This window comes from Pseudomonas sp. PICF141, from assembly GCF_002286815.1.
Classification (GTDB): Bacteria; Pseudomonadota; Gammaproteobacteria; order Pseudomonadales; family Pseudomonadaceae; genus Aquipseudomonas.
In genome coordinates, this window is the sequence record NZ_MUNM01000021.1 from 1 (window position 1) to 14123 (window position 14123).

Genomic DNA, 14123 nt, shown 5'->3' on the forward strand with positions numbered 1-14123 from the left:
CTGGAATCCGACAAGGCGAGCATGGAAATTCCATCGCCTGCCGCGGGTGTGGTGGAAAGCGTTGCCATCAAGCTGGATGACGAAGTCGGTACCGGCGATCTGATCCTGAAGCTGAAAGTCAAAGGCGCGGCACCTGCTGCGGCTCCGGCTCCAGCCGCTGCTGCTCCGAGCGCGCCTGCCGCCGCACCTGCAGCGGCTGCTCAGGCTGCGGTCGCACCGGCTGCTGCGCCGGCTGCTCCAGCCAAGCCTGGTGCAAAAGTTCACGCCGGCCCTGCCGTGCGTCAACTGGCCCGCGAATTCGGCGTCGAGCTGAGTGCCGTTGGCGCCAGCGGTCCGCACGGTCGCATCCTGAAAGAAGACGTGCAGGTTTACGTCAAGGCCATGATGCAGAAGGCCAAGGAAGCACCGGCCGCTGCTGCTGGCGCAACCGGCGGCGCGGGCATCCCGCCGATTCCGGTCGTGGACTTCAGCCGTTTCGGTGAAACCGAAGAAGTGCCGATGACTCGCCTGATGCAAATCGGCGCATCGAGCCTGCATCGTAGCTGGCTGAACATTCCTCACGTGACTCAGTTCGATTCGGCTGATATCACCGAGCTGGAAGCGTTCCGTGTTGCTCAGAAAGCCGTTGCAGAAAAGGCTGGCGTCAAGCTGACCATCCTGCCGCTGCTGCTCAAGTCCTGCGCGCATTTGCTCAAGGAACTGCCGGACTTCAACAGTTCGCTGGCGCCAAGTGGCAAGGCGATCATCCGCAAGAAGTACGTGAACATCGGCTTTGCGGTCGACACCCCTGAAGGCCTGCTGGTACCGGTCATCAAGAACGTCGACCAGAAGAGCCTGTTGCAACTGGCAGCCGAAGCCGCTGCGCTGGCCGCCAAAGCCCGCGACAAAAAGCTCACCGCTGACGACATGCAAGGCGCCTGCTTCACCATTTCCAGCCTCGGCCACATTGGCGGCACCGGCTTCACGCCGATCGTCAACGCGCCGGAAGTGGCGATCCTCGGTGTTTCCAAGGCAACCATTCAGCCAGTCTGGGACGGCAAAGCCTTCCAGCCGAAACTGATGCTGCCGCTGTCGCTGTCCTACGATCACCGTGTGATCAACGGCGCCGCTGCTGCACGCTTCACCAAGCGTCTGAGCGACCTGCTGGCGGACATCCGCACCATTCTGCTGTAACACCGGCCGGCCCTCCTTCACCGCAGGGCCCGTCGCGTTCGACGTTTTTCGAGCGCCACGCTCGTACCTCAACCCCGCCAATCTGGCGGGGCTTTTTTTGCCCTCAAGAAAGCCATGCCCGATTCAGCATTCCAGGTAGCAGCTGCCTGACTGGCATTGGGCCCTCTTCCGAGTTTTTATTCCTACACTCATGGCTTACACCGCCTACAACTCGAGTCCACTTTCGCCCGATATTTTTTGCAAGCCAATAACTAGTCTTAGTTAGGGGAACTTCTAATAGAAACTCCGACAACTTATTCCGCTTAGTTAGCATTACTTCGAATGGATTCGAACATGTTCAAACCGACTGTCGGCCCGATTATTGGCCACACCACAACTAACCATGCGAGAATTTTCTTGCGTGGCGAATTACAAAAAGACGCCCTGGTATTTGCAGGAATTCGCTATCGACGCGCCGGTGAGAATCACTGGTCCAAAGGCGTATTTACAGAACTGACCATTTTGCGCGACATGTGCGATGTAATTGCCCTCAATGACCTCATCACCGACAGCGTCTATGAATACCAGGCAGGCTGGTTCAGCCCCATGAGCCCGGTGCATACCGTGGAGACGATCCAGGAACTGCCGCTGCAATGGCCTCGGGAAATCTATCGCTTTCGCACGCAGTCCAGCAAAAACACCATGCCACGGGCCTATATCGCAGGCTCATGCCGTTACCTGCGCATGACGGCCGGCATTGCGTCGGCCCCGCATCTGGGCGACCGGATCTTTGCCTCGATCACAAGCCTGGCGGAGCGCGCCGAGCCGCCGATCAGCGCCATGCTGATGACTGGCGACCAAATCTACGTCGATGACCTGAACCTCGTGGCCCCCGACCGGGAATACAAAGACATCCTCAGCAAATACCGTACGGCTTTTTCTCAGCCGCATATCTCGAAGTTAATGTCCGGCGTGCCGACTTACATGATCCTCGACGATCATGAAATTGAAGACAATTGGCCCGTCAATGAAAGCAAAGCCGATGCTTACTTATACGAAAACGCCATGGCGGCATATGAGTTATATCAAGCCAGCCATAGCCCTGCTTATCACTTACTGGCCAACGGGCAAGTAAGCAAGAAACTGCAACAGTATTGGTATCAATTCTGCGAGGGTGATATCGAATGGTTCATCACCGACAGTCGAACCCGACGCAATCTATCGGCCAGCGACCGCCGCATTCTTGATGAAGAACAGGAACAGGCGCTGCTCAAATGGCTGATCAACAGCCCGGCACGGGTCAAATTTGTGGTCACCAGTGTCATGTTCTACCCCGACCGCAAACTTAATGGCGATGACGCCTGGAAAGCCTTCCCGGAACAACGACTACGGCTGCTGGAGACGATTCGTGCGCACGGCATCAAAAACGTCTTGTTCATTTCCGGCGATGTCCACGGCTCGCTGACCAGTCGCCTGACTCATAGCGCCGATCCGGATTTTGAAGTTCACACCATCGTGTCTTCACCGCTGTGCAACAGCAAACTGCTGCCGTATGCCAAGGCATCGACCTTCATTCTCGACCAGGCGCTGGCCCGAACCACTTCGGGAGATTATCGGCATGAACTGACCAGTGAGGTGATCAGCCAGGATAACTTTGCGCATCTGGTCGTCGACGCTGAACAGGTCCGCGTCAATTATCACGATCGGGATGGCAAACAACTGCAGACGATAAGCATCAAGTTACGTTGATTTCGCCAAAGATCGCAGCCTTGCAAGAGAGTCGAAGGCTGCGATCTTTTGGACCCGAAACATTACTTTCAGGCCCCTCGCTGGAGAAATCTTCGCGCCTGCCGACATATTCTTATAGCACTTGGCCTTCATGTCTCTTGTCAGTCGGTGTTGCAATGATGCAACCTTGCCGCAGGCAACAGTAAAGAGGGCGAGAGCCCGGCGCGATCAGCATATTCGAAGCGAGTTTCCCTCCATATGAAGAGCCAACCCGATGCCGCCAGCCGTATGGTGGCCGAGGTAGTGACGCAGTTGCCTGTGCCCTCGCGGCTCGGCATGCTGCGTTTCGAACGGCTGAATGAACCGAGCTGGGCGCTGCTGTTTCTCGATCCCAATTGCGAACGCCAGTTCGGCCTGCCGGCAGTGGAACTCTGTGCCTTGGTCGGCTCGCCTTACGCCAGCCTGATGGAGCCCGAAGCACGCTATCAACTGCATGACACGATCCAGCAGCAACTCACCGAAAGCCCGCATTACCTGATCCGCTACACGTTGCACACCGCCGCAGGCGTACTGAGCCTGCTGGAACTGGGCGAAGCTTACAAACAACACAATCGACACCTGCTGCGCGGCTACCTGATGGTGGTGGACGGGCTGTTCGACGGCGAACCGTTGCTGCCGATACTGGACCTGGAAACCCAGAACTCGCGCCTGCAAATCGCGCTGGAACTCAATCAGCGCGCCCAGCAGGAACAACTGCAGCACCTGGACCGGGTGCGCGCCCAGCAAGATCTGATTCTGCTGCTGACCCGTCAGCGCTACAGCACCAACAATTCCCTGCAAGAAGCCGCCGAGCTGATCACCCGTAGTGCCTGCGACATCTATGAAATCGACTGCGCCAGCCTGTGGAACCTCGACGGCTCGCTATTGACGCCGATCTCGGCCTATCACCGCGCAAGCCGAAACCACCAATTGCCTGAACCGATCGATGCCAGTGGGTTTCCCGATTACCTCGACGCCTTGCACACAGGCCGCGCCATCGACGCGCACAACGCCATGCGCGACCCGCGCACCCGTGAAATCGCCGAGTACCTGCGCCCGCGCGACGTCAACGCCATGCTCGACGCCAGCATCCGCGTTGATGGCCAAGTGGTCGGCGTGCTCTGCCTGGAGCAGATCGGTGCCACACGCGCCTGGCAATCGGACGAAATCGCCTTTGCCGGCGAGCTGGCGGATCAATTCGCCCAAGTCATCAACAACCACAACCGCCGCACCGCCACCAGCGCCCTGCACTTGTTCCAGCGTGCGGTGGAGCAAAGCGCCAACGCCTTTTTGCTGGTCAATTGCGATGGCGTGGTTGAGTACGTCAATCCAAGCTTCACGGCAATCACCCAGTACACCACTGAAGAAGTCCACGGCCAGCGGCTGTCGGAGCTGCCAGCACTGGAAAACCTCAGCGAACTGTTGTTCGATGCGCCGTCGGCACTGGCCAAGAGCAACAGCTGGCAGGGCGAGTTCAAGAGCCGGCGTAAAAACCTCGAACCGTATTGGGGCCAGCTGTCGATTTCCAAGGTCTACGGCGACAATCGTGAGCTGACGCATTACATCGGTATCTACGAAGACATCACCCAGACCAAGCTCGCCCAGCAGCGCATCGAGCGCCTGGCTTACACCGACAATCTGACCAACCTCGGCAATCGCCCGGCATTCATCCGTAACCTCGACGAGCGCTTCGCCCGAGACAGCGACACGCCGATCAGCTTGCTGCTGGTAGACATCGACAATTTCAAACGCATCAACGACAGCCTAGGCCACCAGACCGGCGACAAACTGCTGATCAGTCTGGCCCGACGCTTGCGCAACAGCCTGAGCCCCAGCGGCAGTCTGGCGCGTTTCGCCAGTAACGAATTCGCGGTGCTACTGGATGACACCGACCTCTTGGCTGGCCAACAGGTCGCCAACCAATTGCTGGCAACCCTCGACAAACCGATGTTCGTCGACAACCAGTTGATCAGCGTCACCGGCTCTGTGGGCCTGGCCTGCGCGCCGCTGCACGGCCGCGATCCCCAGACACTGATGCGCAACGCCGGTCTGGCGCTGCACAAGGCCAAGGCCAACGGCAAACACCAGGTGCAAGTGTTCACCGAAGCACTGAATGCTGAGGCCAGTTACAAACTGTTCGTTGAAAACAACCTGCGCCGCGCCCTTACCCAGAATGAGCTGGACGTGTTCTACCAGCCAAAACTGTGCCTGCGCAGCGGTCGTTTGCTGGGCATGGAAGCGCTGCTGCGCTGGAACCATCCGGAAAAGGGCATGATCCGTCCGGACCAGTTCATCAGCGTCGCCGAAGAAACCGGATTGATCATCCCGATCGGCAAATGGATCGCCCGCCAGGCCTGCCGCATGAGCAAAGACCTGACCGCCGCCGGCCTGGGTAATCTGCAAGTGGCGATCAACCTGTCGCCCAAACAGTTCTCCGACCCGGATCTGGTGGCGTCCATCGCCAACATCCTCAAAGAGGAAGCACTGCCGGCGAACCTGCTGGAGCTGGAACTGACCGAAGGCCTGCTGCTGGAAGCCACCGAAGACACCCACTTGCAGCTCGATCAGCTCAAGCGCCTGGGCTTGACCTTGGCCATGGACGACTTCGGCACCGGTTACTCGTCGCTCAGTTACTTGAAAAAATTCCCGATCGACATCATCAAGATCGATCGCAGCTTCATCCACGAAATCCCGGACAACCAGGACGACATGGAAATCACCTCCGCCGTGATCGCCATGGCCCACAACCTGAAACTCAAGGTCGTGGCTGAAGGCATCGAGACGGCCAAGCAGCTTGCGTTCTTGCGTCGCCACCGTTGCGACGTCGGCCAGGGCTACCTGTTCGACCGACCGATCCCGGGTTCCGAGCTGATCGAAAAGCTCAAACGCTATCCGCGCGGCCCGATCGCCTGACAGCACACCGCTCCCACATTTTGGGTAGTGATTAACTTGGCATCATTGGGCACACTGGCAGTCTGTTTATTTACATCTCAACCTGACTGAGAGGACTGATCATGGTTCTGCGCTCGGAAATCCTGGTGAACAAAAACGTGCTCCCGACTAAAGAACAAGCTCTGCCTGGCCGCGAAACCCCAATGACCGTGCCGGAAAAACACTTCGTCCACGACGCCCCGCTGCTGGGCCCGTTCGCAATGGACGTGGATTTCGCGATCTTCGGCCTGGGCTGCTTCTGGGGCGCGGAGCGCAAGTTCTGGCAGCGCGAAGGCGTGGTCAGCACGGCGGTGGGTTACGCGGGCGGCTTTACGCCGAACCCGACGTACGAAGAAGTCTGCTCGGGCCTGACCGGCCATAGCGAAGTGGTACTGGTGGTCTACGAGCCGGCAAAAGTCAGCTATGAAGAACTGCTGAAGATGTTCTGGGAACTGCACAACCCGACCCAGGGCATGCGTCAGGGCAATGACATCGGCACTCAGTACCGCTCGGTGATCTATGCCACCAACCCGGCTCAACTGGAAGCAGCCAACCGCAGCAAGCAAGTGTTCCAGGCGGAATTGACCAAGGCTGGCAAAGGCACCATCACCACCGAAATCGAAGAAGCGCCGACGTTCTACTTCGCCGAGGCGTACCACCAGCAATACCTGGCCAAGAACCCTGAAGGGTATTGCGGGATTGGCGGTACCGGCGTGACCTGCCCTATATAAGCAGTGACAAGCTGCAAGCCTCAAGCTGCAAGCCCTGTGCTCGCAGCTTTAACTTGCAGCTTGTAGCTTGAAACTTGCAGCTGCTACTCAGCAATCAACCAATCCATCTGCCATCCACCCTGGGTCTGCCCAAGCTTCTTGGACAACCACGGCAGCAACTCACGCAATTCCTCTTCCAGCCCCCACGGCGGATTGGCAATCGCCAACCCCGAACCATTCAGGCTATTGGGCGTATCCAGCGGATGCACCAGCAACTCCACCCGCAACAACTTCGGCGCGCCCGTACCCGCCAAATCCTGATAGAACCGCCGCAACATGCGCTGATCCTTCACCGGGTACCAGATCGCCGCCACCGTCTGGCGCATCCGGCCAATCGCCTCTTTCAACGACGCCGCACAACGCTGCATCTCATCAAGCTGCTCGAACGGCGGATCAATCAACATCACCGCCCGCTTCTCCTGCACCGGCAACATCGCCCGCGGAACATGCCAGCCTTCACCCAAGTGCACCTTCACCCGACGATCACCGGCCATGTTGTCCTTGAGCAACAAGCCGTCTTCGGGGTGCTTCTCGTTGAGCATCACCCGATCCTGCGGCCGCGTCAGACGCCGCGCCAACTCCGGCGACCCCGGGTAATAGCGCAACTGGCCATCCGGGTTCATGTCGTGCAGCACCTTCATGTAATCGGCAGTCAGCGCCGGCAAATCCGGCTGATCCCACAACCGCGCGATGCCTTCCAGGTACTCACCGGTACGGCTCGCCTGATCGCCCTGCAGGTCATACAGACCAATACCGGCGTGAGTGTCGAGATAGGCAAACGGCTGCTCCTTGCGCGACATCAAGGCGATGAGGCGGGTCAAAGTCAGGTGTTTGAACACATCGGCGTGATTGCCGGCATGGAAGGCGTGACGATAATTCATAATTGCTCCTGCGAAGGCCGGGAAGTTTACCTTGTACGGGGCAGGACGTCAGGGGTTGGTGGCTGAGTGGGTGTTCGGCCTAGCAATCTCAATCACGTTTCCCGCGTCAAAGCCGCCGAAGGTTGCGATTTTCCCGACAGTTACCGTCAACGTTAGCCCCCCACCGAAAAAGCGTTGACAGGGGTAGTCGGAGCCAAAGACGTAGCTATCATTAAAAACGCATTTGGAAGCAAAACATTGACATGGAAGGAGAAGCATAATGGCTCAAATTGTCATCAATTCCGGCGGAGTGTCTTCCAGCATCTCGGTTAAAAGACCTCGCTTCAGCACTCTTTGGAACGCATATGCAGAAGTAGGTCATAAAGGTTCAGTCGAGGTTTACGGACTTGTCGGAGGCGGAGTCGAAGCGGCAAGAGCGGAAAAGCCTGATGCTTATGCGAATGCCTGCGCATTGAGGATAAGCAGAGCCTTTAATTACGGCGGATATAAAATCCCCAAAGGCACGATCATAAAAAACCAGCCCATCTATCGACTGAGTGGAGCGGACGAGCTTCCCTACATAATGAAGGTGGTAGATTTCCTCGCTTTTCTTAGACATAACTGGGGCGAGCCCGATCATACGCTGACGCAAACCAATTCGAATTTTATAAATGGAAAAAAAGGCGTCATTGTTATGGATATCACCGGGTGGAGCGACGCGTCAGGCCATGCAACCCTCTGGAACGGGAGCGTGACCGGTGATGACAGTGACTACCACAGGCAAGACAGCCATACCTATGAAAATCCAAGGGTGAAGCTGGAAAAAATAAACTTTTGGGAATTGAAGGGATGACGCACTCTCGGCTAATTATGCTGGCACTGCTACTCGTTGCAGGGCGAGCCATATCTGCTGAAATCGATATCGATAAGGCTCGAGAAGTGCTTAAGGATTATGGGCTGGCAAACTGTATCTCCAGCCAATTCAATGGTGAGTCAGAAATCAAATCTGATATCGGACTTGCAATTGGCGCCTACTCGTCGATGGGTAAAGGTCAGCATCTGATCATTCAAAACGAGGACACCCTCGAGGTCACACACGACCCTTACGCAGAAACCGAGAAATATATGCGTAATGCCTATGCAAAGACCTCATCCGTCAGCAAGCATTCTGATAAAAAAATGGTCTTTTATGGTTGCCTCGAGGTTTACAACTCCAGGGAATTCGACGCATTCATTCAGTCTCAGGATCAATACCTGCCAAAGTAGATCATCCAAATGAGTAAAGACGATCCTTCCTACCATCAAACAGGAAGGATCACTCTTTATTCAAATACTAGGACCGAGCCCGCAACCGCCGCCCAATCACATCCAGCACATCACAGCCATCGCGCAATGGAATGGCGCAGAGCAAGGCAAAGTCACTGAGGATGAAGGATTCGCACTCGACTGAACCGCGCATCGACATGTTCTCTAGCACCTGGGTTACGGCACGGATTCGGTAGCTGGCAGCGTCATACAAAACATCGAGCGGGGCGTGGGTGTCGACGAACAGCGTGGGCATGTCGTTGCAGTTGCCGGTTAGGGCCATGAAGCGGTTTTCGGGATGAGGGATTATTTTTTCGTAGGGTGGGTCGGGATGAAGGGTTTTCATATTCAGTTCCAAAGGCAAAAAATAGGAACTGCCATCAGCCTTCCTACAGGCTGGGGTGGCAGCTATGCGCGGGGTAGGAATATCGAGGCCTTTGGAAAACTCGACCACGCCGAAGCGTGCCCGCGCACAACCGCCGCAACTGATCTTACGGACGTACGTTAACGGCCGCAAACCAAGCTTCGACGCCAATACATTTCCAACGACTTTGAAGGGTTCCTACACCCCGCCACTGAGTTTTCAGTGACCACCAAAGACTATCGCTGGAAAACATTTCACACCAGTTCATGGAAACCGCTACGACTTGAAGGAAACTTCCGATAACCTTGCCCAGAAATTTCGCTCAAAAAAGCAAAGGTGGCGAAAGGCTTCACTGAAGCTTGGCTTGATTTCGCCACCTGTTGAATCCACATCCTATAGCTGCCACTCAGCAAAGACAGAATTCGGCCAGAGTGTGTAAAAACGCCTGTCACTCTCTTGCCACCGACTTCAAACGGAGCAGAACGCCAAGCTATTAAGATCGATCTTGGCGTAGCTCCCCAAATCGCCCTTGTAGAGATTGATCTTGGAAATTCCTAGCTCGGATTGTAAGAACTCAACAAGCTTTCTAAGGTTACCGTTTTTAGACATCGAAGTCGGACGTACTACCGTTGCCTGTCCGGGTTCATCATCGTAAATTCTGATCAGAAACACATCCTCTTCGTTCTGTATTTCGTAGTTACAACCACGGTACTCATATCCAACATCGTGGTCGACATCATCAAAGCGAGTAGATTTCACTATCTTCAAAGCAGCGGTCCGTTAAATATCACTAATAAACCAAGGAAGTGGACACAAGAAAGGCACAAAGGAAGGCACAAAGGGGACAGACCTATTTGTTTTTCATGACTAACTTAAGCACTAGCCTCACCAAGTTGAAAAGTCCTCCTGACTCGCTTTATAAAGATCATCAACCCACGCCTCGGACAACTTAAGGTACACATTTTCAAAAAACGCCCTCGGACTTTTCATTTCATCCCACCCAGGAGGGAGTAAGGAGGGGGACATCGGATCATGTTCCAAAATCTCAGAAAAAACACTCGAATCACCGTCAAGAGCCTCTCCCAACACAAAGAACAAAACAAACTTGTGCCGGTAACTTAACGCAGCGAAGCGTTTGACAATGAATCGGGATATTAAAAATTCTCTATCAGCGGGACAGTCAGGATCATACACCGACAACTCAACCCCAAGACTCTCCTCGCGATCATATATATCGAACCCACCGAGAAAGTGCCCAAGGCTTGGGTTATATGGAACATTCAGATACGGATGCATCAGCATTAGATTTTCTCTATCGGATAAAGCGCTATAGGCTGCAGTGTCTCAAAGTCGAATTTCATCTCAAAGGCATTCATCTGAGGAATGAAACGTGGATTTGCTGGATCTAAAGGATTAGGCTCATATCCCTGACCTACATTTTCAGCCTCCATTCTTACTACCAAATTTCCTTTACTGTCCTCCCCAGTAAAACGAGACATTTTTCTAGTCTCCCTTGTCATCGCTTCATTATATGCATTCAGCTGCGCTCTATGGCTTATAAATTTAGAGCTTGGAACGGCTCTCAACCTCTTGCTTTCACCATGAAGTCCGCAACTAGTGGTTTGCTGCCGAACAGCAGAACCCGAACTTTCCGCCCGACTCTTGTACGTAGCGCACACTATAGCAATCCATTTTTTAATAGCTATTAATAACATCATTCTTCAAACACCGACCACAACGAAACACAATAAAAACACTAAAAATATAAAACAAAATGCGGACAAAAATTTGTCGAATTTCAATTTTATATAGTTGCGCCGCCTCTGGATCACACTTCCCCGCATCCATAGCTACCAACAATTCACTCGACTGGCTAGCGAATACATGACCAACGGACGAAGTCGCTATAAAAACCGAAAAAACACATTTCTTCTAAACTTACTCACAGAAACCACACCTTTCATAGCACCATAACTTAGGTAATCGAAACAACAATCACGTCATCTCGCCACTGCCAAGCAGAGCGATCCTCTAAACTTGCCTTTTTCATAGCAACATCGGGACATATTTATTTAGGCATGAGCAACCATCAGACACACCAGTTGCAAGCAATGCCTAACTTACTACAACCGACGCCGTATAACCTTCGGCAATAATTGTCAACACCACATCATTACTCCACGCTGAAACAAAACAATAGCTCCCGCCCTTATCCCCATCGAGCGATTCCACCTCCCTCGAAAAATCCGTCTCTATCAATTCCAACAAATCAGCGATTTCCTCTCCCTCAGAATTAATACTTTTATAAGCAATAGCCCCCCTGAACAAAATCGACCAGCGCCGCTCTTGCCAGTCCGCGAATTCAACGACCACCTCTCCTTGGCGGCCTATAACGCCTAAGATTGTCCCATCTGAAAAAACAAGTGTGTCCATAATTAGGTCCCTGGATGTTTTTCGCCGGATGTGAAGCCTGAACCGTCACCCAACTTATAGTTTTTTGGTTTAACTTTTGTTATTTCCTTATGTTTCTTTGCTTGCCCCCAACTAAGCAAATGGGGTTTTACCTCAATATGAAAGTGCTCTCCGTGATGCCTTGGGTTGTGCGGCCCTGAATCTCCGGGGTGACTCTCAAATCTAATTCGGGTGTTTGAATTTGGCTCCCAAAGCAATCTCAGTGTCCCGTGTTTTGTGGCCGAAATTACAGGATCAACTCCAAGCACCCCGGTTAACTCATGAGGATCGCTCGGAAAATGAGTCCAAGCACTAAGCGCCTTTGGTTCCCCCTCATCAACCTTAACCCCAGTCGTATCATCCGGCGCCTGACACCCTGGCTTATTCGGCGGCGGGCAATTCCCGCTCAACCCCAGCGGATCAACCCACCCCGTCGGATTCGGCGTGTACTGGTACTGGTTCAGCCCACCCGCCAACTTGATCGGGTCCGGCGTCAGGTACCGACCCACCTGCGGATCATAGTACCGATGCCGGTTGTAGTGCAGACCGCTCTCGGCGTCGAAGTATTGCCCCTGGAACCGCAGCGGCTGGTCGAGCTGCTCGCCCCCTCCGAATGCCAGACGCGTGACTTTCCCGTAGGCGTTGTACTGCGCCGACCAGACAATCTCGCCACCAAAGTCCGTCAGTTCCTGAGGCGTCCCCAGGTGATCGAGCTGGTAGTAGAACGGGCAGGCCTTTTTCGGGCCTTTGCCGTCGAGCATCGCCAGCGGGCGGAAGCTGCCGGGCTCATAGACGTAGCTGCGGTAGTGTTCGCGGCTGCTTTCGGCGATGAGGTTATCGCCTTGCCAGAAGAATTCGGTGGTGTGGCCGTCGACGGTTTTGGTGATGCGGCGGCCGAAGGCGTCGTAGCGGTAGGTCGCGGTGCAGCCGTTCGGGGTGGTGACGCCGACCAAGCGGTGCTGACCGTCGTAGCGGTATTCGGTGACGAGTTTCTGCCCGGTGCCGCGGCGTTCGCGGATCAGGTTGCCGAAGGCGTCGTAGTCGTAATGCCGGTCGCCTTGCATCAGCAGGCGATTGCCCTTGATGGTCGCCGCGCCGGGGCGGTCCTGCATCAGCAGGTTGCCGGCCGGGTCGTGGGCAAAACTTTCCGGCGGCTGGTCGCGGGTGTGGCGCACGCGGGTCAGGCGGTTGAGCGGGTCATACTGGTAGTTGCGCTGGCCGTGGCGGGTGTCGGCGATGTGGTCGAGGTTGCCGTTGAGGCTGTAGGCATAGTCGCGGCGGTACAGGTTTTTTTGCTGTTGGCTGACGGCGTGGGCCTTCAAACGACCCTGGTCGTCGTAGGCGTATTCGCTGAGCAGCAGGCCCTGCTGGCGGTTTTGTTCGCGGCCGGCGAGGAAGGTGTGCGACGTCAGCCGCGCGCCATTGAGGTCGATGGCCGTCAGCGCCCCGCCCTTGGCGTGGTGGTAGTCGAGTTTGCTGCCATCGGGCAGGCGCAGGCGGTTGAGCTGGCCGCAGGCGTCATAGCCATAACGCAGCGTGCCCCAACCCTGGTGCTCGGTGATCAGCCGGTCCTGCTTGTCGTATTCGAACTCCAGCGGGTGGTCGTGGCCATCGTCGACACTGACCAATCGGCCCAGCGAATCGTAGCGGTATTCGACCTGGATGCCGTCGGGCAGCGTCTTGACCAGCAACCGTCCGGCCGAGTCCCGCTCATAAGCCGTGATCAGCTGTGAGCCGTCATCACCGAACTCGGTTTTCTCCAGCAGGTGGCCGTTGAGGTCGTAGGCATACGCGGTGCGCTGGCCGTCGAAGCCGGTTTCCTGTCGGATCAATCCGCCGGGGGTGTAGTCCAGCCGATAGTGTTCGCCGGCTTCGTTTTCGATGTCGGTGAGCAGCAGCTGCGCGTTGTCGTAGCGGTACTGGAGCTGGGTGCCGTCGGGGTTGATGCGGCGACTGACCAGGTGCAAGTCGTCGGCGTATTCGTAGCGGGTGACGCGGCCCAGTTCATCGCGTTCGGCGGTTATCTGACCGTAGGCGTTGTAGCTGAAGCCGCGCGTGGCGCCGGTCGGCAGGGTGGTCTGAATCAGTCGGCCGACGGCGTCCCATTGGTAACGGGTGACGGCACCGTGTTCGTCCTGACGGATAATCCTTCGGCCCAGTGCATCGTAGGAAAAGCGCCGCTGACCGCCGTCCGGCAAGGTCTCTTCGAGCAACTGCCCCAAGGCATTCCAGACGAACACATGGCGGCTGGTGTCCGGGTAACGGATCGACAGCAACCGCCCCTGGGCGTCGTAGTGGTAATGGATGACCTGCCCGTCCGGGTCGACAGCCTCGGTGACATCGCCCTGGGCATTGCGCCGATAGGTCCATACCGCCTCGCCGCGATACCGCGCATGCAGGAAACCGTTGCGGTACTCGTAGGCAGTCGGTTCGTCTTGCGGTGGAATCAGCGCCACCAGCCGTCCGACTTCGTCGTAGCGGTATTCGGTGACGGCGCCGAGCGGATCCTGTTCGGCCACCAAG

The 14123-nt window shown here is 55.7% G+C and carries 12 protein-coding genes; 6 read left to right on the forward strand and 6 right to left on the reverse strand.

Going from position 1 to position 14123, the window contains the following annotated elements:
• The 4 genes from aceF to msrA form a co-directional block, all read left to right on the forward strand.
• On the forward strand, positions 1-1173 hold a 1173-nt coding region (gene aceF, locus BZL43_RS02705; RefSeq protein WP_095630873.1), incomplete at its 5' end, for a dihydrolipoyllysine-residue acetyltransferase.
• Between the two features lie 333 nt (positions 1174-1506).
• Positions 1507-2901 (forward strand): alkaline phosphatase D family protein, encoded by a 1395-nt coding sequence (locus BZL43_RS02710; protein WP_095630874.1) that lies wholly within the window; start codon positions 1507-1509, stop codon positions 2899-2901.
• A 237-nt stretch (positions 2902-3138) separates the two neighbouring features.
• Positions 3139-5832: a bifunctional diguanylate cyclase/phosphodiesterase gene (locus BZL43_RS02715; RefSeq protein ID WP_095630875.1), complete on the forward strand. Its 2694-nt coding sequence runs from the start codon at positions 3139-3141 to the stop codon at positions 5830-5832.
• Positions 5833-5933: 101 nt separating this feature from the next.
• Complete coding sequence (msrA, locus tag BZL43_RS02720) at positions 5934-6581, forward strand: peptide-methionine (S)-S-oxide reductase MsrA (protein ID WP_095630876.1); 648 nt, start codon at positions 5934-5936, stop codon at positions 6579-6581.
• An 83-nt stretch (positions 6582-6664) separates the two neighbouring features.
• Here msrA and BZL43_RS02725 read toward each other — a convergent pair whose 3' ends face one another.
• Positions 6665-7501 (reverse strand): 23S rRNA (adenine(2030)-N(6))-methyltransferase RlmJ, encoded by an 837-nt coding sequence (locus BZL43_RS02725; RefSeq protein ID WP_095630877.1) that lies wholly within the window; start codon positions 7499-7501, stop codon positions 6665-6667.
• 259 nt (positions 7502-7760) lie between these two features.
• Between BZL43_RS02725 and BZL43_RS02730 the strand changes: the two genes are divergently transcribed.
• Positions 7761-8333, forward strand: a complete 573-nt coding sequence (locus BZL43_RS02730) for a type VI secretion system amidase effector protein Tae4 (RefSeq protein WP_095630878.1) — start codon at positions 7761-7763, stop codon at positions 8331-8333.
• Positions 8330-8746: a hypothetical protein gene (locus tag BZL43_RS02735; protein WP_095630879.1), complete on the forward strand. Its 417-nt coding sequence runs from the start codon at positions 8330-8332 to the stop codon at positions 8744-8746. The genes BZL43_RS02730 and BZL43_RS02735 overlap by 4 nt, the downstream gene beginning before the upstream one ends.
• A gap of 67 nt (positions 8747-8813) precedes the next feature.
• On the opposite strand, the gene BZL43_RS02740 is transcribed toward BZL43_RS02735, so the two are convergent.
• From BZL43_RS02740 to BZL43_RS02765, 5 genes are all read right to left on the reverse strand, one after another.
• Positions 8814-9131: a hypothetical protein gene (locus tag BZL43_RS02740; protein WP_095630880.1), complete on the reverse strand. Its 318-nt coding sequence runs from the start codon at positions 9129-9131 to the stop codon at positions 8814-8816.
• A gap of 903 nt (positions 9132-10034) precedes the next feature.
• Entirely contained in the window at positions 10035-10451 is a 417-nt protein-coding gene (locus BZL43_RS02750) for a hypothetical protein (RefSeq protein ID WP_095630882.1), read from the reverse strand.
• Complete coding sequence (locus tag BZL43_RS02755; protein ID WP_095630883.1) at positions 10451-10648, reverse strand: hypothetical protein; 198 nt, start codon at positions 10646-10648, stop codon at positions 10451-10453. Before BZL43_RS02755 ends, BZL43_RS02750 begins: the two co-directional genes overlap by 1 nt.
• A 616-nt stretch (positions 10649-11264) precedes the next feature.
• Positions 11265-11582, reverse strand: a complete 318-nt coding sequence (locus tag BZL43_RS02760) for a hypothetical protein (protein WP_095630884.1) — start codon at positions 11580-11582, stop codon at positions 11265-11267.
• A 2-nt stretch (positions 11583-11584) separates the two neighbouring features.
• Positions 11585-14123: RHS repeat-associated core domain-containing protein (locus BZL43_RS02765; RefSeq protein ID WP_143517822.1), on the reverse strand; the 2539-nt coding region annotated here is incomplete at its 5' end.

Coding starts and splice junctions, on each gene's coding strand:
- BZL43_RS02710 (WP_095630874.1), top strand. CDS start 1,507: ATGTTCAAACCGACTGTCGGCCCGATTATTGGCCACACCACAACTAAC.
- BZL43_RS02760 (WP_095630884.1), bottom strand. CDS start 11,582: ATGGACACACTTGTTTTTTCAGATGGGACAATCTTAGGCGTTATAGGC.
- BZL43_RS02725 (WP_095630877.1), bottom strand. CDS start 7,501: ATGAATTATCGTCACGCCTTCCATGCCGGCAATCACGCCGATGTGTTC.
- BZL43_RS02730 (WP_095630878.1), top strand. CDS start 7,761: ATGGCTCAAATTGTCATCAATTCCGGCGGAGTGTCTTCCAGCATCTCG.
- BZL43_RS02735 (WP_095630879.1), top strand. CDS start 8,330: ATGACGCACTCTCGGCTAATTATGCTGGCACTGCTACTCGTTGCAGGG.
- BZL43_RS02755 (WP_095630883.1), bottom strand. CDS start 10,648: ATGTCTCGTTTTACTGGGGAGGACAGTAAAGGAAATTTGGTAGTAAGA.
- BZL43_RS02715 (WP_095630875.1), top strand. CDS start 3,139: ATGAAGAGCCAACCCGATGCCGCCAGCCGTATGGTGGCCGAGGTAGTG.
- msrA (WP_095630876.1), top strand. CDS start 5,934: ATGGTTCTGCGCTCGGAAATCCTGGTGAACAAAAACGTGCTCCCGACT.
- BZL43_RS02740 (WP_095630880.1), bottom strand. CDS start 9,131: ATGAAAACCCTTCATCCCGACCCACCCTACGAAAAAATAATCCCTCAT.
- BZL43_RS02750 (WP_095630882.1), bottom strand. CDS start 10,451: ATGCTGATGCATCCGTATCTGAATGTTCCATATAACCCAAGCCTTGGG.